24 protein-coding genes are annotated in these 24,328 nt (G+C 29.8%); 8 read left to right on the plus strand and 16 right to left on the minus strand.

The window, feature by feature from the left end; translation table 11 throughout:
- Positions 1-61: 61 nt before the first annotated feature.
- Positions 62-3,076, minus strand: a complete 3,015-nt coding sequence (locus tag R2808_RS04025) for a tetratricopeptide repeat protein (RefSeq protein WP_371269670.1) — start codon at positions 3,074-3,076, stop codon at positions 62-64.
- 173 nt (positions 3,077-3,249) lie between these two features.
- Here R2808_RS04025 and R2808_RS04030 point away from each other — a divergent pair, with 173 nt between their 5' ends.
- Entirely contained in the window at positions 3,250-3,933 is a 684-nt protein-coding gene (locus tag R2808_RS04030) for a cell division ATP-binding protein FtsE (RefSeq protein WP_371269671.1), read from the plus strand.
- Positions 3,934-3,971: 38 nt separating this feature from the next.
- Here the strand turns inward: R2808_RS04030 and R2808_RS04035 are convergent, their stop codons facing one another.
- Together R2808_RS04035 and R2808_RS04040 are read right to left on the minus strand one after the other, a co-directional pair.
- A complete protein-coding gene (locus R2808_RS04035; protein ID WP_371269672.1) occupies positions 3,972-4,793 on the minus strand; it encodes a 2OG-Fe(II) oxygenase in 822 nt (273 codons plus the stop codon).
- Positions 4,790-5,902, minus strand: a complete 1,113-nt coding sequence (locus R2808_RS04040; RefSeq protein ID WP_371269673.1) for a hypothetical protein — start codon at positions 5,900-5,902, stop codon at positions 4,790-4,792. The genes R2808_RS04035 and R2808_RS04040 overlap by 4 nt, the downstream gene beginning before the upstream one ends.
- Positions 5,903-5,955: 53 nt before the next feature.
- Here R2808_RS04040 and R2808_RS04045 point away from each other — a divergent pair, with 53 nt between their 5' ends.
- Positions 5,956-6,888: a glycosyltransferase family 2 protein gene (locus R2808_RS04045; protein ID WP_371269674.1), complete on the plus strand. Its 933-nt coding sequence runs from the start codon at positions 5,956-5,958 to the stop codon at positions 6,886-6,888.
- Here R2808_RS04045 and R2808_RS04050 read toward each other — a convergent pair.
- Both R2808_RS04050 and R2808_RS04055 read right to left on the minus strand, forming a co-directional pair.
- A complete protein-coding gene (locus R2808_RS04050; protein ID WP_371269675.1) occupies positions 6,872-7,276 on the minus strand; it encodes an FdtA/QdtA family cupin domain-containing protein in 405 nt (134 codons plus the stop codon). The genes R2808_RS04045 and R2808_RS04050 overlap by 17 nt on opposite strands.
- Complete coding sequence (locus R2808_RS04055; RefSeq protein WP_371269676.1) at positions 7,266-8,363, minus strand: glycosyltransferase; 1,098 nt, start codon at positions 8,361-8,363, stop codon at positions 7,266-7,268. The genes R2808_RS04050 and R2808_RS04055 overlap by 11 nt, the downstream gene beginning before the upstream one ends.
- 48 nt (positions 8,364-8,411) lie before the next feature.
- Between R2808_RS04055 and R2808_RS04060 the strand changes: the two genes are divergently transcribed.
- Complete coding sequence (locus R2808_RS04060; protein ID WP_371269677.1) at positions 8,412-9,287, plus strand: glycosyltransferase family 2 protein; 876 nt, start codon at positions 8,412-8,414, stop codon at positions 9,285-9,287.
- Here R2808_RS04060 and R2808_RS04065 read toward each other — a convergent pair.
- Genes R2808_RS04065 through R2808_RS04085 form a run of 5 tightly spaced genes read right to left on the minus strand, consistent with a single transcriptional unit; the run spans position 9,282 to position 14,328 of the window.
- Positions 9,282-10,709 carry an oligosaccharide flippase family protein gene (locus R2808_RS04065; RefSeq protein WP_371269678.1) on the minus strand — a complete coding sequence of 476 codons (1,428 nt, stop codon included), beginning with the start codon at positions 10,707-10,709 and terminating at the stop codon, positions 9,282-9,284. The genes R2808_RS04060 and R2808_RS04065 overlap by 6 nt on opposite strands.
- 7 nt (positions 10,710-10,716) lie before the next feature.
- Positions 10,717-11,679 (minus strand): glycosyltransferase family 2 protein, encoded by a 963-nt coding sequence (locus tag R2808_RS04070; protein WP_371269679.1) that lies wholly within the window; start codon positions 11,677-11,679, stop codon positions 10,717-10,719.
- A 26-nt stretch (positions 11,680-11,705) separates the two neighbouring features.
- Positions 11,706-12,275 (minus strand): acyltransferase, encoded by a 570-nt coding sequence (locus R2808_RS04075; protein ID WP_371269680.1) that lies wholly within the window; start codon positions 12,273-12,275, stop codon positions 11,706-11,708.
- Positions 12,275-13,369, minus strand: coding sequence for a DegT/DnrJ/EryC1/StrS family aminotransferase (locus R2808_RS04080; RefSeq protein WP_371269681.1), 1,095 nt, complete (start codon positions 13,367-13,369; stop codon positions 12,275-12,277). Before R2808_RS04080 ends, R2808_RS04075 begins: the two co-directional genes overlap by 1 nt.
- A complete protein-coding gene (locus R2808_RS04085) occupies positions 13,366-14,328 on the minus strand; it encodes a FemAB family protein (RefSeq protein ID WP_371269682.1) in 963 nt (320 codons plus the stop codon). Before R2808_RS04085 ends, R2808_RS04080 begins: the two co-directional genes overlap by 4 nt.
- A gap of 110 nt (positions 14,329-14,438) precedes the next feature.
- Here R2808_RS04085 and R2808_RS04090 point away from each other — a divergent pair, with 110 nt between their 5' ends.
- Complete coding sequence (locus R2808_RS04090) at positions 14,439-16,217, plus strand: gliding motility-associated C-terminal domain-containing protein (protein ID WP_371269683.1); 1,779 nt, start codon at positions 14,439-14,441, stop codon at positions 16,215-16,217.
- A gap of 32 nt (positions 16,218-16,249) precedes the next feature.
- The gene (locus R2808_RS04095; protein ID WP_371269684.1) at positions 16,250-17,041 is read left to right on the plus strand and encodes a TrmH family RNA methyltransferase; all 792 of its coding nucleotides are present in this window, start codon (positions 16,250-16,252) and stop codon (positions 17,039-17,041) included.
- Positions 17,042-17,049: 8 nt separating this feature from the next.
- Here the strand turns inward: R2808_RS04095 and def are convergent, their stop codons facing one another.
- From def to R2808_RS04120, 5 genes are all read right to left on the minus strand, one after another.
- Entirely contained in the window at positions 17,050-17,637 is a 588-nt protein-coding gene (gene def / locus R2808_RS04100; RefSeq protein ID WP_371269685.1) for a peptide deformylase, read from the minus strand.
- Between the two features lie 85 nt (positions 17,638-17,722).
- On the minus strand, positions 17,723-18,139 hold the full coding sequence (gene ruvX, locus R2808_RS04105) for a Holliday junction resolvase RuvX (RefSeq protein WP_371269686.1): 417 nt from the start codon (positions 18,137-18,139) through the stop codon (positions 17,723-17,725).
- Positions 18,140-18,206: 67 nt separating this feature from the next.
- Positions 18,207-18,623 carry an arsenate reductase ArsC gene (locus tag R2808_RS04110; protein WP_371269687.1) on the minus strand — a complete coding sequence of 139 codons (417 nt, stop codon included), beginning with the start codon at positions 18,621-18,623 and terminating at the stop codon, positions 18,207-18,209.
- Positions 18,624-18,754: 131 nt separating this feature from the next.
- A complete protein-coding gene (locus R2808_RS04115) occupies positions 18,755-19,228 on the minus strand; it encodes a DUF6428 family protein (RefSeq protein WP_371269688.1) in 474 nt (157 codons plus the stop codon).
- A gap of 14 nt (positions 19,229-19,242) precedes the next feature.
- Positions 19,243-19,575, minus strand: coding sequence for an ArsR/SmtB family transcription factor (locus R2808_RS04120; protein WP_371269714.1), 333 nt, complete (start codon positions 19,573-19,575; stop codon positions 19,243-19,245).
- Between the two features lie 125 nt (positions 19,576-19,700).
- Here R2808_RS04120 and R2808_RS04125 point away from each other — a divergent pair, with 125 nt between their 5' ends.
- Positions 19,701-20,516 carry a 2,3,4,5-tetrahydropyridine-2,6-dicarboxylate N-succinyltransferase gene (locus R2808_RS04125; protein WP_371269689.1) on the plus strand — a complete coding sequence of 272 codons (816 nt, stop codon included), beginning with the start codon at positions 19,701-19,703 and terminating at the stop codon, positions 20,514-20,516.
- A 35-nt stretch (positions 20,517-20,551) separates the two neighbouring features.
- Entirely contained in the window at positions 20,552-22,420 is a 1,869-nt protein-coding gene (locus R2808_RS04130; protein WP_371269690.1) for an LTA synthase family protein, read from the plus strand.
- On the opposite strand, the gene R2808_RS04135 is transcribed toward R2808_RS04130, so the two are convergent.
- Positions 22,406-23,167: a glycosyltransferase family 2 protein gene (locus R2808_RS04135; RefSeq protein WP_371269715.1), complete on the minus strand. Its 762-nt coding sequence runs from the start codon at positions 23,165-23,167 to the stop codon at positions 22,406-22,408. The genes R2808_RS04130 and R2808_RS04135 overlap by 15 nt on opposite strands.
- Positions 23,168-23,263: 96 nt before the next feature.
- Between R2808_RS04135 and R2808_RS04140 the strand changes: the two genes are divergently transcribed.
- Positions 23,264-24,328 carry a glycosyltransferase family 9 protein gene (locus R2808_RS04140; RefSeq protein WP_371269691.1) on the plus strand — a complete coding sequence of 355 codons (1,065 nt, stop codon included), beginning with the start codon at positions 23,264-23,266 and terminating at the stop codon, positions 24,326-24,328.

Below are 24,328 nucleotides of genomic sequence, written 5' to 3' on the forward strand. Positions count from 1 at the left end.
AAATTACGAATTACAAATTTTCAATTTTGAGATTCCGAAACAATTGCGGAATGATAAAAAATTAATTGGTAATTGATGAATTAGTTTTAGCTTCTTCGGTTTTAATTTTTGTTAATTCGGTTTGGGCTTCATCTACAATATCTGTATAATCTTTAAAGTTTTTAATAACACTTTCTAATATATAAGTAGCTTGAAAACTATCTTTTAATCCGTAGAAATTTTTAGCCATAATAACTAAACCTTTTGCACCGTAATACTTATAGCCCGAATAATCTTTGGCTAATTTTTGCACTACTTTATTTGATTCGTCAAATTTTGCATCTTTATTTTTAAAATACGCATCGTAATATAAAGCTTCGGCAGCCAGTTCGCCTTGAGCTATGGCAAGCAAATTAGCATACGCCGAACGCGCTTTTGATTCGTTATTGGTTTTAATTGCCGAACGGGCAATAATTATCTGTGCATCGCTTTTAATTCTATCATCAATTTTATCGTTAGCCAATACCTTGTCGGCATAATTACCTGCATTTGTATAATCTTCTTTTTCGTAATATGCTTTCATTAAATTAGACTGCGCATAGGTTATATTTTGCGGATAATCGGCTTCGGTTTCTAAACGTTTTAAAACAGGAATTGCTTTTGTATAATCTTTTGTTTTTAAATGCACTTGGCACAAACGAGCCAGTGCTTGTTCGGTATATTCGTTTCTTGCTTGATTAATTACATACTCGTAATGCTTTATTGAATTATTTTCTAAGCCATCTGCAAAGTAAAGCTGGGCTAAATAAAAATTGGCCTGCAAAGCGTGTAATCCTTTAGGAAACTTGGCTAAATAATTACTAAAACCAGAAATAGCCTGCTTACTATTATTTAATAAATATTGTTTTTCAGCCGATTCGTATGCGGTATTATCTAAATCTACATCGGTTACTTCTACAAAAGACAAACCTTTAACCCAAGTGGTATATTCGTCTATTCTACCATTATCTACATAAATTAATCGAGCCGTTGAAACAGCTTCTAACGATTCTGGCGTATTAGGAAAATCGGCTACAACTTTTTTAAATTTAGCCAAAGCTGGTTCATTTTTATTATTGTTATAATAAATTAATCCTTCTTTTAGAATGGATTTAGAAACATACGAACTTTTTGGATACGAAGCAATTAATTTATCGTATGTGGCAATTGCTTTACTTTCGTTATTTTGGTTTACATAAGTATTTCCTAATTCGTAAAGTGCATCATCGGCATATTGTGAATTGGGATATTTTTTAGCAAATGCTTCTAAATCTTCTATTTTCTTTTCGTTTCTACCTACAAAACCATAGCTAATTCCTTTTTGAAATGCCGCATAATCGCTATGAACGCCATTCATATCGATAGCCTTGTTATAAGCTTCCATTGCTGGCCAATATTTTGCCGAAATAAAATTACAATCGCCCAAACGCAAATACGCATCGGTTTTTCGAATATTATTGTTTTTAACATCGGCTATAAAATTTGTAAAATATTTAATGGCGTTATCGTAATCTTTTAGTTTAAAGTAAGCATACGCTAAATTATATGCTAAATTCTTATATTCTGGTGTTGAAATAGCTTCTGAAGAAGTTTCAAATTGACGAAAACTTAATACAGCATCATTATATTGATCTAAATTATACTCGGTTTCACCTTTCCAATAGGTAGCGCGAGTAGTAAACAGAGCATCTTTATTTTCGGTTATTGATTTTTTAAACAAATCGTAAGCTGCATTATAATCGCCATCGGTAAACAATTCTAATCCGCGATAAAAGGCTACTTTTTGGTAGGCCAAACGGTTTTCTGCCGATTTATTTTTTTCTAATAATGTTAATGCTTCGGTATAATTTTTTGAAGTAATGTATGAACTTATCAACAAATTGTTTATTTCTTGCTTATACGAAGTATTTGGGTATTTTGCCAAATACGCATTTAAAACTTCTGGAACCGATTGATACGGATTTCCTAGCTCATAACTTAATTTAGCATAATTCAAATACGCATCTTCCTGAATTTTGGTATCAAATTCCATTTCAGAAGCCGTTTTAAACGCATTTAATGCTTGTTGTTTTTTATTGGTTTTTAAATAACATTCTGCCAAATGATAATAGGCGTTTTGTGCCACAACATCTTGACCGTTTATAATTTTATTAAATTGATTTATTGCACTTTCGTAATCGCCATTTTTATAGTAGGTATAACCTAATTGATAAAAATCGGTATTGTTCCATTTGCCTTGTTTTCCTTTATAATCTTGCAGATATGGCAAAGCTTTATCGTATTGCTTTAAATTGAAATAACTTTCGCCAATAATTTTAGACAATTCGCTTTTTTCTGAAGCAGGCGATTTTGGCATTTGAGCTAATCCTAAATCGATAGCTTGTTGAAAATTACCCAATTTAAAATTCATATCGGCTTGAAAATAGCCCATTTTTTCTTTGTACTTATCTTGGTCTGAAACTTGGTCGAAATATTGATTGGCATTTTTATAATCGTCTGTTTCGTACGACATATAACCCAAATAATACTTCGCTTGGCTACCGTATGCTTTAGAATTTACCACACGATTTAAATATTTTTCGGCTTCTTTTTTATTTTTAACCGTAAAATAAGCATACCCTTTTTGAAAATTATAGCGTTCTTTTTCTTCGTTAGACATTGCCGAAACATTGGCTTTATCGAACCATTCTAACGATTTTGGATAATTTCCTTGATCAAAATAGTAATGTGCTACTTCTATATAGGCTTGGTTTTGCTTGGTGCTTGTTGGATAGTTTTCTACAAAACGTTCTACCATTTCATCGGCACCAATTTGGTTTAATCGAATGGCACAATTGGCAATATAATAGGCACAATCAGCTTGAACATCTGTATTAGAAGTGTTTTCTTTTACTTTTTCAAAAATAATTTGTGCCGATTGGTATTGTTTATCTTTATAAAGTGCTTCGGCTCTATCGAAATATTGCAAATTATGAGTATAAATTGCCGATTGTTGTGCTGTTGCAATGGTAGTGCTAAAAGCCACTACTAAAAAAGAAAATCTGAAAATTTTATTCATTTTATCTGTTTTGTTTTAAACTTCAAATATACGTTTTACTATAGTGAATAACGAACCTTTACCCTATTATATTGTAAGACTTTTGAACAGATTTATTAACGATTTTCTTTTTCGCAAACAAAATTTTGTAGCCCAAAAAATCTTCTTACTTTTACAGTCTAATTTAACGCATTATGTCTTCTACAATTCTTTCTTTACAATCGGTAAATATTTATCAAGAAAAAAATCCGATATTAACCAATGTGAATCTTGAAGTTAATAGAGGCGAATTTATATATTTGATAGGAAAAACGGGCGCTGGAAAAAGTAGCTTTTTAAAAACACTTTATGCCGATTTACCTTTGAAAGAAGGAAATGGAACTATTGTAGATTTTGAATTGCATACTTTAAAAGAAAGTAAAATTCCGTTTTTAAGACGCAAATTAGGTGTTGTTTTTCAAGATTTTAAATTATTACCCGATAGAAGTGTTAAAGACAATTTACTTTTTGTTTTAAAAGCAACTGGCTGGAAAGAAAAAGCTGAAATGAACGTTAAAATTGAAGAAGTGTTGGATAAAGTAGGTATGAAAAATTACCAAACCAAAATGCCGCATCAACTATCGGGTGGCGAACAACAACGAATTGCAATAGCTAGAGCTTTGCTAAACGACCCAGAGCTTATTTTAGCCGATGAACCTACTGGAAATCTTGATCCACAAACAAGTGTTGAAGTAATGGAATTACTGCGAAAAATTAACGTAAATGGTAAAACTATAATTATGGCTACACACGATTATGCGCTTTTATTAAAGTTTCCATCGAAAACCTTAAAAATAGACGAAGGAAAAGTTTTTGAAGTAGTGCAAAGAACAGTTTAAGTTAGCTATTAATAAAAATACTTTTTACTTTTTACTTTTTACTTTTTACTTTTCTTATAAACGTGTGGATTTTCTTTTATTCCTTTTTTAAAAATTTTTCTAATTCCCATTCTTAAAAAAGTATCGACTTGTAGTAGCACATCGGTAAATTTATTTTCTGGTCTGCCTCTAAATGAAGTTACATGAAACGTATCTTCTTTTCGCAACGGCTCGTTTGAAAAATAATAATTCGAAATACATTTACGCAACACATTTTCTTTAACTGGCGAAACCGAATGCAATGAAGCATTATGCGTTGCCATAACGGCCAATCTATTAAATTTACTTTCTATTGTAATAGGCGAATTAGCCAACCCATTTGGCCATAATTCTAAATTTCCACCATTTTCTAGTTTCCAATTTGGCGAAATGTAATACAACAAATTTAGCACACGCCACCGTTCTCTGTCTTTATCGTGAGAATTGTCTAAGTGAGGATTTAAAAATTGATTTTGTTGCATTAAAGAAATTCCTCCAGCATATAAATTTTCATCTGGAAAAAGCCCGCTTACTTTTATAATTTCTCCAATAACTTTTACAATACGTTCGTCTTGAAAAGCATACAAAACCTCTTCAAGTAAAGGATTGTAATTATTCATTTGAACGCCAATAAATTTGTCTTCTCTTAAACTCTTTTTTAATACCATTTCTTCCGAAAGTGGAAAAACCTCATTTAGTTGGTAAACCAAATCTTCAGGTAAAACATCGTCAATAAAAAAATAACCAATTTGAGTTTTAGAATGCTCAAAAAAGTTACTTAAAGTTTCTTTTTCTTCAAGTAATCTATTTAAAATTATATCGGCTAGTTGCTTTCTATTCATAATTCCATTAGTTTTTGTGCATTTTTTAAATCGTTATATTCATTTAAAAGCATTTTTTGTTTTTCTAAAATATGATGTTGCTCGTATGGCATTTTCATTAATTTATGTATGCTTGCAGTTAAATCTTCTTCGGTTAAAGCTAGCTCGCACAACTTATTTATACTAGTGTCGTCTATAATATTTTGGTTAATTATTGAAAATCTAGAATTAAACAATGCGTTTAATAGTTTTAATTTTGTTCCCGATTTTTGAAAAGACCAACTAATACAAATATGTGCTTTTTTAAACAAAAGCAGTAAATCGTTAAACGATTGTATTTCTTCAAACGAAATATTTGATGATGAACCTATTTTATTTTCAATTTTTTGTTTTCCACTTCCAGATGCAATTACTAACTTATAACTTGGTAATTTTTTAAAAATTTCAATTAAAAAAAATGCCGATTTTACATTATCTGACGTGGACAAATCGCCATGGTATAACACTATTTTTCCAAAAGCAGAAAGCGACTGCACTTTAGTATTACCATGAAAAACAGGTACATATTGAGCATGAAAGCCTTTTTTAACTAAATATTCGTTTTCAAAATTAGCTAGCGTTTTTATGGCTGTAAAATTATTCCAAACCAAATAATTGCGGTATTTTAAAAATTCTCTATAATAAAAATATTTCTTTATAATATTGCTTTCATTGTGTGCAATTCCTTTAAAATAATTATGTTCAAGATTATGTAACCGTAAAATTTTTATTCTATCTTTAATACGAATATCTTGAATACTGCAAGTTGTTTTTAAACCTTCAAATAAAATAGGATAACTATTTTGAAGTAAATTATTGACTAATGCTTTGTTATTTCGCGAAATTACAGATAATGGAAGTTTACTTAGTATGTAGTACCATTTTTGATTTATAGTATAAAAATAAACCGAATGTGTTATTTTTTTTAAATCATCAAATGCAGTTGGTATTTCTTTTGCAAAACAGTGTAAATGTACTTGGAAACCAAGTTCGTGTAATGCTTTAATTTTAAAATACACATCGATTACACCGCCATAATTTGGCGGGTACGGATTATCGAACGACACAATATTTACACTTTTTTGTTGCATTAGGTGTCAAAAATAGTATTTTTACGTTTAATAAAATTGTGTTTACTTAATTGATGCCAAAAATTTCCGTTGTAATACCCCTTTTTAATAAAGGTTTTTCGATTAAACGAACAATAGAATCTGTTTTAACACAAAATTTTACCGATTTTGAATTACTTATTGTTAATGATGGTTCTACAGATAATTCTTGTTCCGTTGTTAAAACGTTTACAGATTATCGCATTCATTTAATTCATCAAGAAAATAAAGGTGCAGCGGCAGCTAGAAATTTAGGAATTGAAAAAGCAACTAGCAGTTTAATTGCTTTTTTAGATGCTGATGATTTTTGGAAAACCAATCATTTAAGTGAATTATATAAGTTATATTTAGATTTTCCAGATTGTGCTATTTATTGTAGTCGATATACAACAAAAATGGCAAAAAATTTATATGTTAAAACTAATTTACTCGATATTACAGATGATTATAGAGGGATTATTACTGATTTTTTTAAATCGAGTTACGTAAATAGAGTAGCAACTACTTCTTCTGTATTACTTTCTAAAAAAATACTAATTCAACATAATGGTTTTGATACTGCTATATCGAGTGGGCAAGATTTAGATTTATGGATTAGACTAGCAATTGATAATAAAGTTGCTATTAACAATGTAGTTTCTGCTATTTATGAGTATCAAATTCCTAATTCGTTATCGAAAACAAAAATAACCCACAAAACATTACCCGATTTCTCTCAATTTAAAATAGCAGAACAAAAAAATGAAAGTTTAAAAAAATTTCTCGATTTGTATCGTATAGAATATGGTTTGCATTTTAGAATTTATGGAGAAGTAAAAAAATCGAATAGTTATTTAAAAGACGTAACTACTACAATTCCGTTTAAAACTAAAGTATTGTTAAAAATGCCACCTTTTATATTGCAAAAATTACTACAAGCAAAACATTGGTTACGCAGTAAAGGAATTGATTTTACGGTTTATCATTAAATTTCCATTCTAAAAAATCGTTATAATTTCGAATGTAATCTTCTTCTTCAAATACTTCTGAAGCCACAACTAAACAAACTGCTCCAGAAGAAAAGTTTTTAAGTTCTCGCCAGTAACCATTTGGTATAAGCAAACCCTCATAAGGTTTATTTAATGTAACTATTGTTGTTTCGGTTCCGTTGTTTAGTACAACTTCAAAACTGCCCGAAAGAGCTATTAAAAATTCGTGTTGTGCAATATGAGCATGACCGCCGCGTTCTGCACCAGCTGGCACGTCGTATAAATAATAGACCCGTTTAATAGCAAACGGCACTACATCTTTTTCAATTACCGATAAGTTTCCTCTACGATCTTCAATTTTGGGTATTGGTATAATTTTATGTTTCATTGTTTGCTTTGTTAAATACTAACAGCCATTTTTTTAATATAGTGGTAAAAGTAAACTTTTCTACACTTTTTCGTGTATTTTCGTTTAGCTTGCTACTATAATTTAATTTATTTAATGTTGTTGTTAACGCATTAAAATTTTGATTTTCAACTAAAATTCCATTTTTTTGGTTATGAATTATTTCATTAACACCCGATTCTAAGTGAAAACTAACAACTGGCGTTTCGCAAGCTAAACTTTCTATTAATACATTTGGAAAACCTTCATAAGCACTGCACAACACTAAAAAATGAGCCTTTTTCATATACGGATATGGATTGTTTGAATAAGGAACAAATTTTATATTTTCTTCTGCATTATTAATTTGTACTAATTTTTTTAAATTTTGTTCTTCTTCGCCTTTTCCTAGTAATAGCAGTTTTACATTTTGTTTGGGTAAATTCGAATTGAGATAGGCTAAAATTAATTTATCAAATTGTTTAATTTTTCTAAAATTACCAACAGCTAATATATAATTAAAATGAAATGGAATTTCTTCATTTTTCAAGGTATCAATTTCATCAAAATTTAGAGCATTATTTATTGTTATTACATTTTTAAAACCGTATTTTTCTTTTACGTTTTTGGTAACAAACTGGGAAACACCCACAAAAGCGTAGGCCTTTTTATATAAAAAACGAGTTTGCCAAGTACTTTTAAGAAAATAGGTTTGCAAATTAGAACTCGCTACTCTGTAAATTACTTGTTGGTTTTTATAAATCCATTGCGTAAAAACAAATTCACTTATCGGGTTTAAGCGGTAGCGAAAATCAATAACAAAATCGAATTTATTATTCTTCAAAAACGTTCTTAATTGTGTATATTTTTTAATTTTCCGTTTAAAAAACGAAGTGTTTTGTGCACCAAAATTCACTAAATTTCCTGCAAACTGATAGGCTACGCTATCTTCGAGCACTACTACATAAACATCAATAGCGTTTGAAGTACTTAACACCATAGAAGTATTTGCCATAGCACGACCAAGACCACCATTTGCTAATTGATAACCTATTAATGCAATTTTATAGTTTGTGTGTTGTATGCTCATTAACTATTAACTAATTTAGCACAAATATAACAACTCTGCTCATACGCTATGAAAAACGAACCGTTAGTTTCTGTTATTTGCATTTCTTACAATCATGAAAAATTTGTTGAAGAAGCCTTAAATTCGGTTTTACAACAAAGTTACACAAATATTGAGTTAATAATAACCGATGATTGTAGTACTGATAATTCTAAAACAGTTATTGAAAAATGGTTGTTGCAACACCCAACTATTCTTTTTTTACCCAATACAAAAAATTTAGGCAACACTAAAACCTTTAATAATGCGGTAAAATATGCAAATGGCGATTATATAATTGATCTAGCTGCCGATGATGTACTTAAGCCCGAATGTGTGGCAACTCAAATGGCTACTTTTTTAAATTCTAAATATGAAAAACTAGGAATTGTTTATAGCAACATTAATATCGTAAATGAAAATGGTGCTTTTATGAATACTTATTATACTGAAAAAGACAAGCCCGAAAGTGGTATGATTTATAATATGATTATAAGCCGAAGTGCTAAAATTTGTTCTGTAGGTTCTATGGTAAAAAAAGAAGTTTTTGAAACCGTAGGTTATTATAACGAGAACTTGGCTTATGAAGATTTAGATTTATGGGTTAGAGCATCTCGAGTTTTTCAGTTTAAGTATATTCCAGAAACATTGGTTAATAAACGAGAGTTTTCTTCTAATTTGTCGAGTTACTTTTATAAAAAATTAAACAAAAAAACGTGGCGACTAAACTATTCTAGCTATTTAATTCTTAAAAATATTTTTGTTATAAATACTACAAAAGAAGAGTATAAACTTTCCCTAAATAGAATAAACGAATTGCTTAATGTTACGCTAAAAAATTTAAATGTAGATATTAGTGTAAAACTACTTTGGTTAAAAATTAAAACCAAAGCAAAACTACTATAATTTTTGTTTCAATTGATAAACAGAATAAAAGACTGCTACTATAAATGTTATAATTAAAATAGGATTACTTATTGAAAATCCTGTGTAAAAAACGGCTGCAATAGCTACACTTCCAAAAAGAAACGATATTGCAATAACTTTTTTTGTATCGGTTCTAAATCTAAATTGGTAGGTTCTGGCTACTGTCCAATAGGTATAAGCACACGATATTAAAAACATTAACGCTATTGCAATTCCTAGTCCTTGTAAGTTTAAATAATGATATAAAATTATAGAGAAAATAATATTTAAAGCATCGCCAATTATATTTTGTTTAAAAAACAAAGACTTGTTACCCTTTGCTAAAGCAATATAACCTATTGACCAAGCTACTCCTTTTAAAATTACCGAAAAAAGACCAATATGCAAAATGTTTAAAACAGGTAAAAACGTATTTGAATATAAAATAGGAATTAATGTTGGTAGTACTAAATATAGTGCTAAAATGGCCGGTACTATTATAAAAAGTGCAATTTCGGTTTGGTCGTTTACTAAATTATTAAATTCTTTCGTGTTTTTTTCGTAATTGGTTAATCGCGGATAAAAATCTTTAGACATAGTTATAAAAACTACTCCTAAATAGCTTACTAAAAAAGTATTGCTAACCTGATAAAAACCCAATGCTTCTTCAGAATTATTTTGTAGAAACCATCTAATAATATAAAAACACAATTGCCCAAAAATAGCATTTACCGAAAGCAAAAGACCTAATTTAATAATTGGTTGTAAAGCATTCACAAATTCTTTATTAGGCAACTTTGTATTAGTAATTGAAATATTTCTTGTAAAATACAAACTCAACAAAAAACCAATAAACGATGTAATAATAAATGAAGGAACTATTCCTTGTTCTTTAAAAAAATAGTACAATGCAATAGTGCTTATGGCCGAAAAAATAGCAAATAAAAGTTGGTACAATACCAAGCTATTTACCTTTCGCATACCTGTTAATACCGCTAAACGAATAGAAGAAACCGAAGCAAAAAGAAAATAAACGCTAAACGCTAAAAATACCAACTTATGATTCTCGTTTTTAAAAACCAACTGACTCATTGTATTGGCAAAAAGCAAACAAATTACAACACCTGCTAAGCCCGATATCCAAGCCCACTTGTATAAAATTTGTAGTAATCGTTGTTCTTTTTTAGCATCGTTTAATACTGCAATTTCTCTTACACCACTTTGTGTTACACCTAATGTTGTAATACTTTGAATTAAATTTACAGTATTTTCAAGCAAGCCCACTTTACCAATTCCTTCTACACCTATAAAATAAGCCGCCACTTTATTGGTTATAACACTAATAGCCATAGTTAGCAATTTTGAAACTCCAAAAAGCCCAGTACTTTTAAATAGTATATTATGAAAGCTAAATTGACTCATATAATCTCTATTGCTTGCGGTAAAACAAAATTCTTTTTTTAATTTTTAATACTAATAATGAAACGTTTATATTTTTAATATGAAATTTATTTTCTAAAACCTCCTTTTTAAATGTTGCTAAAAAAAAGAATACTTTCATTTTTTCATCTAAACTAGAAAAGTTATAACGCTTAGCTTTCTGTTTATATTGAAGAAATTCAATTATTATGTTTATTTTTTGATTTAACAAGTATTTTTCGCCTACGTTAACACTAAACAATAGTTCATAAAGTTTTATTGAAGTATTTAATCTATAAAAATTTTTTACACAAAATGTTTTCGTTATTGCATTTAAATTATCTTGTCTATAAAAAAAAACTCCTTCAGAAAATACAATTTTATTACTTTTTGAAAAGATTTTTCTTGTAATATATTCATCAGAATCGAAAGCGTCTTCTGGAAACTTCTCGCTTTTAACCAAATTTGAGTGAAACAAAGCCGCGCCGTGTATATTCCAGTTCAAAGATTGTATAAGTGCTTCTTTACCTGATAAAATTACACTTCTATCGCCGTTTAATCCTATAATTCTTTTATTATTTATTCTTTCTTCAAAAAAATATTCCATATCTGGTAAAACACAATTTGCCTTTGTTTCAATGTGCCTATTTACCATTTTTTCTATTAAATTTTCTGAAAAAATATCATCTTGAGAAGAATAAAAGAAGAAATCGCCCTTTATATTTGGCAGTATAAAATTAATAGATTTTGAAACCATACCTCCGTTTTCTTTAACAAAAATTTTAAATCTTTCATCTTTGGAAGCAAAATTATTTAATATTAAAAGACTTGAATCTTCGGAAGAATCATCTACTACTAAAACTTCTATATGCTGGTAGGTTTGATTTTTTATAGAAGTTAATGTTTTATGCAGATATTTTTCTCCATTATAAACTGGAATAAATATGGTAACTAATATTTTTTCCTTTTTCATTATTGTCTTAAGTTTTACTAAACTTCTTATATTTTTTTTATAATTTGGGCTGGATTTCCTGAAACTACAACATTATTTGGAACAGTATGCGTTACTAAACTATTACTACCAATTACTGAATTTTCTCCAATAATTACACCTTTTAAAACGGTTACATTATTACCTATAAAAACATTTTTACCAATTAAAACCGGCTGTGAAACTGGATTTGGATGATTTCGTTTAGTAGGCTCTAAATGATGAAAATTACTATCCATTACAGAAAAATTAACTCCTATAATACAATTATCCTGAATTTCAATTCGGTTTAATGCAACAATCGAAAAGTTATTATTTATAACTACATTTTTTCCTATAACAATTTCCGAATTTTGAGTGCGTGCTTCAATATAACCATAAGTATTAAAAAAATGAGGCGATTGACTATAACCAAATTTAATTTTATCTTTAATTACAATTTTTCCTTTCCCTGAAAACAAAACAGGATAAGTTAGAATCAATTTACTTCCCGTTGTTTTATTTTTAGAAAGAAACTGATACTTTATAATTCGTAATCGTATAAAAAAGAAGTTTTGTATTTTAGAAATAATATTCATTAAAACCGATTTAAAATTTTGATAATAAAATTCAATTCTTCATCTGTTAAACTACTATTTAAAGGTAAACTAAGTACTTCGTTATGTATTTTTTCAGAAATTGGGAACGATAAATGGTTTAAAAAAGTCATTGCCTTTTGCTTGTGTGGCGCAATTGGGTAATGAATCATGGTTTCTATTCCATTTTCGTATAAATATTTTTGCAAATTGATTCTATTTTCGGTTCGAATAACAAACAAATGAAATACATGTTTTTGAATATCGTTACAAAATGGCAGTTGCAGGTTTTTGTTCTTAATTTCAGATAAATACCGTTTTGCTATTTCTCTACGATTATTGTTTTCCTTATCTAAATAGGGTAATTTTATATTGAGAAAACTCGCTTGAAGCTCATCTAACCGAGAATTTACTCCTATAATTTCGTTTTCGTACTTTACTTGTGAACCGTAATTGCGTAACATTTTTATGGTTTCGTATAATTTTAAATCATTGGTTACAACTGCACCAGCATCGCCTAAAGCACCTAAATTTTTACCCGGATAAAAACTAAACGTTTTGGTATGGCTTAGATATGATTGACTAAACTGTGAAAATGCTCCGTGGTATTGCGCCGAATCTTCAATAATAATTAAATTATATTTTTTTGCAATGGCTTCAATATTTTCCATTTCACATAGTTGACCATACAAATGAACCGGTAAAATAACTTTGGTACGTGGTGTTATTTTTTCCTCAATTAAATGAGGGTTTATATTGAATGTTTCTAACTTAGGTTCTACTAAAACAGGTACTAAATCGGCTTGTAGTATGGCTAAAATTGTAGCAATATAGGTGTTTGATGGAACAATAACCTCATCGCCTTTTTGTAATTTTCCTAGTGCTATATATGCCTTTAAAGTTAAGGTTATAGCATCTAATCCGTTTCCAACACCTACACAATATTTTAAACCGCAATATTGGGCAAAATTTTCTTCAAACTTTGTAACTTCATTTCCTAAAATATACCATCCTTCTTCAAAAAAATGTTTCAACTTTTCTTGGAATGTAGCTTCAAATGGTTTGTTTATTTTTTTCAAATTGAGAAATTTTATCATACGCAAAAGGAATTTAAATCAAATTCGTAACAATCTTGATTGTAAACCACACCGCCTAATTCTTCTTTTTGTTGTAAAAGTCCAGCATTATAGTCTTGTTCAAAAGAAAAATCGGTAACTGTGCCCATATCGAAGTAAAGTATATTGGTAGTGACAAATTTTTCATATAAACTAAAATATAAAAAATCTAACGCACGAATTTTTTCGCCTAAAGCTGTTGTAGCGCCGTATTGCGATTTAACCGCATATTTATCTATAAAAAGTGTTATTCCTGCAACAATAGTGTTTTCAAAATACACATCGAACTGTTTTATGTTATTAGGAAATTTTTGGGCTAGCAATGTTATTTCTTCTAAAGTATGTACTGGTTTCGTTTGGTGTTTTTCGGCTAATCGTGGTAGTAAAACCATATTCCAAAACGCATTAAAACGAGTACTTTCTTTTATTTCTAAAGCTAATTTACTGGTTTTGGCAAAGTGTTTTAACTTGCTTTTCGAAAGCAATTCGTTATAACCTAAAGGAAAAACCAAATTCATTTCGCGCTTTATCAAATTTGCTTTATTTTTAAAACAATAATAATCGAATTCGCAATTGCCAAATGGCGAATAAAAAACAGGAAACTTCTTTATTTGAAGTTTTTCGATAGCATTATTTTTAAAAAAATGTAAAACGGTATCTAATAATTTAAACGTATCGTTAGTTTTAGTTTTTGGCGCAAGTACTAATCCGCCATACGTTAATCCTTGATGCGAATAAACAGTGTTTTCTACTCTATTTGCTGGTAATATGGCTTTTAGGTTTTCTTTTTCATCAAAAATTAAAAGCGAATAATCTTGGAATCTATCGTTGTGATAGTCCATAAAATTACGATGAAATAAAAAAGTAGCGTTTTTAGCTTTTCCTACAAATTCGTTCCAAATAGTGTAATATTTTTCATTATATAATTTTACTATAAACAATGCAAATCTTTTAAAATAATGCCGAAAATTAATGATTTTTATATGAGTAATAAAACGAACAATGGTTTTTATTATTATATTTTGTAAATTGGTTGCAGAATTGTAGATGTATGAATACCTATAAGTTTGTTTTTTTATTTCTTTTGTTTTGTTCACAAACAGCTACTGGTCAAAACGTTACGCTATACGAACAACTTAACGGAAGATACGATTTTACCTTTATAGGCAATACTATGAATAGTGCCGAAAATAATGTATCTAATTTTTATGTAACAGGTACAACATCTTCTACAACTTTAAATTTAGAAAGCGATGAAACTGTAATTAGAGCTTATTTATATTGGGCTGGTTCTGGCGATGGCGATTTTGATGTTACTTTAAACGAAAATGCAATTACTCCAGAACGTACATTTTCTTACACACGCACCTTTACTATTCCGCCTTATTCTCTTAGTTATTTTAGTGCTTTTAAAGATATTACGTCTTATGTGCAAACAACAGGAAACGGAACTTATACGCTTGCCGATTTAGACATTTCGCCTTATGAAAGTGATCATTTTATGCGAAAAACAAACTTTGCCGGCTGGGCAATTATTATTGTTTATGAAAAACCAACCTTACCCTTAAACCAACTAAATATTTACGATGGTTTACAAAGCGTGCCCAATACGTTAACTATTAATTTAACCAATTTAAATGTTCTAGATAATAACAATGCAACTGCTGGTTTTTTAGCTTGGGAAGGCGATGTAGATTTACCTACAGAACATTTTTATATAAACGGACAAGAATTAAGCAACAATCTTAACCCTGTTAATAATGTTTTTAATGGTACAAATAGTATTTTAGGTGTGGGGTCAAGCCAATATTATAATATGGATTTAGATATTTATGCGATTGAAGATTATATACAAGTTGGCAACACAAATGCAACAATTGAATTAACATCAACACAAGATGTAATTTTAATGAATACCGTTGTTACCAAAATAAATAGCCAATTGCCAGATGCAACAGTTACGTTAGAAAATTTTACTACAAGTTGCAACACCAATGCTGTAACAATTGATTATACGGTTTATAATGTAAACAGCACCGATGTGCTGCCTGCAAATACGCAAATTGGTTTTTACATAGCGTCCGATTTAGTTGGAAGCACAACTACACAAAACGACATTGCCATAGGCGATAATGAAAGTGGAACTATAGTAATAAACTTACCTGTAAATACTCCAGAAAGTTTTATATTAACTGCCTTTGTAGATAATACTAATCTAGTTTTCGAGTTAAATGAAGATAACAACAAATCGAACGATTTAAGCATTACACAATTATTGCCCCCTACTCCACTTACTTTTAACAATATAAGCAACTGTAATTTAGGATTTACGAGTAGTTATTTCGATTTTTCTAATTATGCCGAAAACGATACCTATACTATTTCATTTTTTGAAACCTATGAAGACGCTAACAATAACACAAACCCAATTAGTAATAGTTCTAATTATTTTGCTAGTCAAACGCCTTTTCAAATTTTTGTGCGAATAAAAAACGATACGAGTTGTTATAGTATAACATCGTTTTATTTAAATACAACAAATTGTTTACCTAATATTCACAACGTAGTTTCAGTAAATAACGATGGTGTAAACGATGCTTTTTTTATTGATGGTTTACGAGATGTTTTCGTAAATTTTAAACTCGAAATTTATAATCGATGGGGAAAACTCGTATGGACAGGAAATAATAACACAGCAGATTGGAATGGCACTACAGAAAACGGATTGTTTACTAATAAAACTTCAACAGGAACTTATTTTTATATTCTTTACTTAAACGATCCTGCTTATCCCGATGCTCTTTTAGGATATTTATATGTAATCAATTAAGCGTTTTTTTTATTTTTGTGTAAATTTTCAAAATGAAAAAAATAGAATCTATTCAAAATTCCTATATAAAATTGCTTGTACAATTGCACGAAAAATCGAAAGCTCGCAAGCAAACGCAAACTTTTTTAATTGAAGGCTTACGCGAAATAGAATTGGCTATAAAAGGAAATTATGATATAGAAACAATTTTAGTATATTCTGAAATTTTTTCGATAGAAAAACTAAAACAATTACCTATTCGTAATGAAGTTGCGTATATCGAAATATCAAAAGACGTTTATCAAAAATTAGCGTATCGCGATACTACCGAAGGAATTTTAGCCGTTGCCAAAACAAAACCATTGCGTTTATCCGATTTAAAATTATCTAAAAATCCGTTGGTATTAGTTGCTGAATCTGTTGAAAAACCTGGCAATTTAGGCGCTTTATTGCGAACTGCCGATGCGGCAAATATTGATGCGGTAATTATTGCCAATCCAAAAACTGATTTATACAATCCAAATACCATTCGTTCTAGTGTTGGCTGTTTGTTTACCCGTCAAATTGCTGTTGGAACATCGGAAGAGGTTATTGCTTTTTTAGAGGCTAAAAACATTGCTATTTATAGTGCTACACTTCAAAATTCTAATGCTTATTATAAAGAAAACTACACGCAAGCTACAGCATTAGTTGTAGGCACAGAAGCTACAGGTTTAACCAAAATTTGGCGTACAAAAAGCACTCAAAATATAATAATACCTATGCAAGGTGTTATTGATTCTATGAATGTTTCGGTTGCAGCAGCCGTTTTATTGTTTGAAGCAAAACGGCAACGCGGTTTTTAATTTTACAATTAACGTCCTTTTTTATTGGCAAATTTCATTTTGTAATCGGGTCGGGCTTTGCCGTCCATAATGTTTTGTAATTTTTTACCAATTAGCTTTTTCTTAAGTGTCGATAAATGATCGGTAAACAAAACACCGTCTATGTGGTCGTATTCGTGCTGAATAACTCGTGCTCGTAAGCCGTCGTATTCTTCTGTTATTTTTGTAAAATTTTCGTCGTAATATTCAATAGTAATTTTGTCGTGTCTAAAAACATCTTCTCGCACATCTGGAATACTTAAACAACCTTCGTTAAAACCCCAAACATCGCCTTCTTCTTTTAGTATTTTAGCATTTATAAACACTTTTTTAAAACCATTTAATTCTGTTGCTTCTTCTTTAGAAACATCGCCACCTTCTGCAAAAGGTGTGGTATCAATAACAAATAAACGAATAGGCAAACCTATTTGTGGAGCTGCAAGACCTACGCCATAAGCATTGTACATTGTTTCAAACATATTGGCTATTAGTTCTTGTAAATTAGTATAATCTTTATGTATGTTTTCTCCTACTTTTCGTAAAACTGGTTCTCCGTATCCGTATATTGGTAAAATCATGATTGTATATTTTTTCTAGGTGCAAAAATAGAGATTTTTTTAGTAAAAAACTTCGACTTTTGACTTTTGACTTTCGACTTTCTACTTACAATTTTCTATAATGTAAATAATCTTGTAATAAAATTGTAGCGGCAATTTCGTCTATTAAACTTTTATTTTGTCGTTGTTTTTTCTTTAATCCACTATCAATCATTGTTTGAAATGCCATTTTTGATGTAAAACGTTCGTCTATTTTTTCTATAGGTAATTGTGGAAATTCTTTTTGAAAAAGTTTTATAAAACTAGTTATTAATACAGTACTTTCCGATGGTGTTCCATTCATTTGTTTAGGCTCGCCAATAATAACTTTTTCTACTTTATGGGCTAAAAAATAATTTTTTAAAAACGAAACAAGTGTGCTCGTTTCTACTGTTATTAAACCCGAAGCTATAAGTTGAAAATCGTCGGTAACCGCAATACCTGTTCGTTTTTTTCCGTAATCTATAGCTAAAATTTGTGGCATCGTTTGGTTCTAAATTTTTGGTAAATATACAATAACTTAACTAGATGTTACTTATAGAAAGTTTAGCTTATAAATTTTCTGAAACAAACTTTTTGCAATAGTTTTTTATTTCTTGTCGAACTTGTGCAAATTGTTGGTTAATTTCGGCTTCTGTACCTGTAGCTTTAGCTGGATCGGTAAAATTTTGATGTAGCATTTTTGCTTTTGATGGAAAAAACGGGCATCGTTCTTTAGCGTTATCGCATACGGTAATAACATAATCAAATTCAATTTTCGCATACTCATCAATGTGGTTCGATGTGTGTTTGGTTATATCAATTCCGTCTTCTTTCATAGTGGCAATAGCTCTTGGGTTTACTCCGTGAGTTTCTACTCCTGCGCTATAAATTTCGACATCTGAATTAGCAAAATGTCGCAAATAAGCTTCTGCTATTTGGCTTCTACAACTGTTACCTGTACAAAGTACTAAAATTTTCTTACTCATAATTTAAACGAATAACCATATAATATTAATAATACAAAACTTAGGATCGAAACCCCAAATAAGCTGTAGCACAATTAATGCTGTGGTAATAATAATTGGCTTTTTATACTTATTTATTTTACTTTTCATTTTTAACAACAATTTGAATTTGGCAAACAAACGTTTTCTTTTTTTGATGGCAAATCTTTTAAATTTAACTTTTCTTTATCGGTTAAAACACCACATTTATCGACGGCTAAACAAGCTGTTTTTTTGTTCATTAAAATAAAATACTCGCCATCAAATGCTAAATCGTATTTTCCTATTGTTTCCAATTGATATTCTACCTCTATTATGGCATCTTCAATATTTAACTCTTTTTCAGAAAGCTCTATAATTTGCAATATTTTTTGAGGCTGTAAACAATGTTCAAAATCATTTGCACTCCAAAGTTGAAAGTTTATTACTGTTTCATTGCGCAATGTTCCGCCACAATCAATAAACTTTTTTGTTACCACGCCTATTTCGGTTATGTGAAAATGTTTGGGAACAGGCATTCCGTTTTCTAATTTAAATGCAATAGCATTTAATGTTGGCAATAGTGCTTTTAGTTGCGATAATTTCATAATTTTTCGATGTATTAACAGCAGTTATCTTGCTTTTGTAATAATTTAGTTAATGTATTTGAGAAATATTCTTGTAATTTTTGCATTGCCTCTTCATTAATACAATAACAAATTGCAGTTCCTTCAATTGTTCCTTTTATTAAACCTGCATTTTTAAGCTCTTTTAAGTGTTGTGAAACAGTGGGTTGCGCAAGAGGCAGCTCGTTTACAATGTCGCCACAAATACAGGTTTTAACCGCTAAAAGATACTCAATTATAGCAACTCTAGCCGGGTGAGCAATTGCTTTAGTTAACCTTGAAATTTCATTTTGTTCTTGGGTAAAATGTTCTGTTTTTGTTACGCCCATCATATTTAATTTAATATTGCAATATTACGATAAATATTTTAATCTAAAAATAAATTATTACCTAAATTTTAAAACCATTCGCTAAAAAATAGATTATACAGTATATTTGCTAAAATTTAATTTTGATGAACGCACTACAATTAACTATAGAAAAAGCTTGGGAAAACCGAGATTTATTACAAGAAACGGAAACCCAAAACGCAATAAAATCGGTAATTGAATTACTAGATAATGGTGATTTACGGGTTGCTGAACCCACGACTTCGGGTTGGCAAGTAAATGAATGGGTAAAAAAAGCAGTTGTCATGTATTTTCCTATTCAAAAAATGGAAACTTGGGAAGCGGGTATTTTCGAATATCATGATAAAATGGAGTTAAAACGCAATTATGCCGAAAAAGGTGTACGTGTTGTTCCGCCAGCAACTGCACGTTACGGAGCTTATGTTTCTAAAGGAGTAATTATGATGCCGAGTTATATTAATATTGGCGCCTATGTAGATGCGGGAACTATGGTAGATACTTGGGCTACTGTGGGTAGTTGTGCACAAATAGGCAAAGATGTCCATTTAAGTGGTGGTGTTGGAATTGGTGGTGTACTAGAGCCCTTACAAGCGGCTCCTGTAATTATTGAAGATGGCGCATTTATAGGTTCGCGTTGTATTGTTGTGGAAGGCGTTCGTGTTGAAAAAGAAGCTGTATTAGGTGCAAACGTGGTATTAACAGGCTCAACAAAAATTATTGATGTTACTGGTAATGAACCCATTGAATATAAAGGACATGTTCCAGCGCGTTCTGTTGTAATTCCGGGAAGTTACACTAAAAAATTTGCTGCTGGCGAATATCAAGTTCCTTGTGCGTTAATTATAGGTAAACGTAAAGAAAGTACCGATAAAAAAACATCGTTAAACGATGCGTTACGTGAATATAATGTGGCTGTATAATTAACCGAATTAAAAATTCTACAAATCTAATTTTTATGCAAAACTATTATAGCCATGTAAAACTATTTACCAAACGTTTTTTGTTGATTTTTGCTTTTTATCAGGTTTGTAGAGTTTTGTTTTATCTTTTTAATAGAAGTGCTTTTACCGATGTAAGTTTAAAAGCTTTTTTAGGCGGCATTCGATTTGATTTTTCGGCTCTTGGTTTTATTAATTTACTTTTTGCTTTATTGCACTTAATTCCTGGGAATTTTAAAAACAATGCAACCTACCAAAGAGTATTGAAAGTTAGCTTTTATGTAGTGAATTTGGCATTTATGCTAACTAATTTTGTAGATTTTGAATATTTTAAATTTACCGGACGCCGAAGTACTTTCAGTATGATTACCGCAAACGGAATGGAAAACGAAATTGGCGGATTAGTACTTTCTTTTCTAACTGAATTTTGGTATTTTCCAGTTATAGCGGTTCTATTAGCTATATTATTATGGAAAGTACTGCCTAATTTACAATTTTCGGAAACTGAAAAATTCACAAAAATTACCCTTTTAAAACAAAGTGGAATTTTTATTTTACTAATGGGAATTGTTTTTTTATTGGCTCGTGGTGGTTGGCAAAAAAAACCAATTAGTATCGTTACCGCTGTAGAATATGGTTCTATCAATCAATCGGCATTGGTTTTAAATACGCCTTTTTGCATTTTAAAGACGATTGGGAAAAAAGGAAATTTAGATGCTACAAAATATTATTCGGAAGAAGAATTAAACACTATTTTTAATCCAGTTTTAGCATTTAATTCGGAAGAGAAACCTACAAAAGAAAATGTAGTTATCATTATTTTAGAGAGTTTTGGTCGCGAAAATATTCAATGCGGACAAACGCCGTTTTTAGATTCATTAATTACCAAATCGTTGTTCTTTGAAAATGGTTTTGCTAATGGCAAACTGTCAATTGACGCCGTACCTTCTACCTTATCGAGCATTCCAAGTTTAATGAATCAGTCGCTTATTACCTCGAGTTATGCTGTAAATAAAATGTATGCCTTGCCTCAAGTTTTAAAAGACAATGGCTATTATACGGCATTTTTTCACGGTGCTTTTAACGGGAGTCAGAATTTTGATCAATATTGTAACGCCATTGGTTTTGATAATTATTTTGGTAAAAATGAATATGTAGGTCCGGAATCTTTTGATGGAAAATGGGGCGTATTTGACGAAGATTTTTTTCAGTTTTATTGTAAAAAAATGGGGGAATTTAAACAGCCGTTCTTCACTTCAATTTTTAGTATTTCGTCGCATAATCCTTATACTATCCCAGAAAAATATAAAGGAAAATTCCCGAAAGGAACTACTAAAATTCAGGAAAGTATTGCGTATTCTGATTTTGCTTTGCAAAAATTCTTCGAATCGGCCGCAAAACAAGATTGGTTTAAAAACACCTTATTTGTTATTACTGCCGATCATACTTCTTCGGAGCCAACTGCGGAAAAATTCAGAACAAATGTAGGTAAATTTAGAGTTCCTATTCTTTTCTATAAACCAACCGATGCTGCTTTAAAAGGCAAACTAGACAAGAATTTTCAGCAAATAGACATTATGCCATCGGTATTAAAGCATTTAAATATCAACACAAAAATTGTTACTTTTGGTAAACCTTATCAATCTAATAACGATTTTGTAGTATATTATTTAGATAACATTTACCATTATATAGATAGCGATTATTATATGGCATTTGACGGAAAAAATGCAATTGGTCTTTATAATTTTAAAGAAGATGAATTACTGAAAAACAATCTTTTGCAAAAAGAACCAGAAGTTGCAAAAAAAATGGAACGCTTTATAAAAGCTTACATTCAATCGTTTAATGAAAGAATGATTAACAACGAATTAACGATTCAGTAATTTTTCTTCTCTTTGCAGTTTTAATAATTTAGCATATTTCATATACGAAAAAAAAGCTTGAATCATGGCTATAGTTAAACCATCTAAACCGTTAAAAATTCCTTTTTTAAAGAAGTAACATCTAACAAAAGCAACGGTTCCGTTTAAAACAGGTTTTAAACTATTTATTCTTTTTCCTTGATCGAAGAGTTGTTGTGCATGCCAAGTTGAATATTGATTTTTTTTAGCTAAAATTTGGTCAAACGAACTCCAACCATAATGCAAAATATGCACTGGAACGCTTTTCTCATTTGTAGTAATAATTTTTTGGTGCACTTTAGCGTCTGACGGATGAGCTGTTTTTTTATTAAAAAAACGCACTTTACTATCTGGATACCAACCCGAAAAATCGATTAGCTCATCTTTTAAAAAATTCTTAACTCTAAAAGCAAACGCATCGTAATTCCCAATTAAATATTTTTCTTTTAAAATAAAGGCTTCAGCATCTTTATCTAAAAATTCATCGGCATCAAGGTTTAATATCCAATCGTTTTTACAATAAGGTAAACCATGAGAACGTTGTGGACCATCTCCTAAAAATTTTTGCAAAATAATTTTTGCTCCTTTTTCTTCGGCAATTTTTACAGTATTATCGCTACTTAAAGAATCAACAATTATTACTTCATCACAAACTTTAAAAAGTGCATCAATACATTTACCTATATTTTTTTCCTCATTAAAAGTAATTACTAAACCACTAATTGCCATTTTATATAAAATTTTAGCAAAAGTAACTAAATTATTTTGTTCGTTAAGTTCCAAAATCTTGCTTAGTTGTGTATTTTAGCACAAAATAAATTGAACATGAAGTTTTTAGTCATACAACAAAAGAGAATAGGCGATGTATTAACCTCAACTATTATATCAAATAATTTAAAAAAAGCGTATCCAAATGCGCAGGTTGACTATATGTGTTATGCCAATTGTGTTGATGTTTTAAAGAATAACCCAAATATTGATAACGTTATTGTTTTAGAAGAAAAAGTTAGGAAAAATTATCTTTCTCTTTTTAAATTTATTTTTCAAATTCGTTCTAAAAAATATGATACTATAATTGATGCTTACAGCAAACTGGAAACCAATTTAATTACTTTTTTTTCAGGAGCAAAGTATAAAATTTCGTATAAAAAAGGCTATTCCAATTTATTTTACAATTATAATATTGAACGTTTAAAAAATGGGACAAAATCTGATATAGGTTTGGCTATAATTAATCGTTTACGCTTATTAAAACCTCTAATCAAGAAAGAATTTACCGATTATAAACCCAAAGTATTTTTAACTGAAACTGAAATTAAAGAAGCTAAAGCTCTAATCGATAAATTTTCATTACAAAAAGATGCTCCCACTTTTATGATTGGAATTTTAGGAAGCGAATGGTACAAAACCTATCCGTTTGAAAAAATGGCAGAATTATTAGATTTTACTGTAGAAACGACTAATGCTAATTTACTTTTTAACTATATTCCGAAGCAAAAAGAAGACGCTTTAAAAATTTATAATTTATGCCAACCCGAAACACAAAAACGCATTTATTTTGATTTATATGCAAATGATTTACGTTCGTTTTTAGGTTTATTATCGCAATGCGACGCTTTAATAGGTAACGAAGGTGGTTCGGTAAATATGGCAAAAGCTTTATTTATTCCTACTTTTTCGTTGTTTTCGCCAAGTGTAGATAAAGAAACGTGGCAAATTTTTGAAGATGAAAAAAATATTTCCATTCACTTAAAAGATTTGAAACCTGAAATTTATACCCAATACGATGAAAAATATATAAAAGAACACACTTTTAACTATTTTGACGAATATCCTATCGAATTAATAAAAGAAAAACTGAAGTCGTTTTTTGAAGAAATTCTAAAATAA

Origin of the sequence: Flavobacterium sp. (genome assembly GCF_041392005.1) — a bacterium.
Classification (GTDB): Bacteria; Bacteroidota; Bacteroidia; order Flavobacteriales; family Flavobacteriaceae; genus Flavobacterium.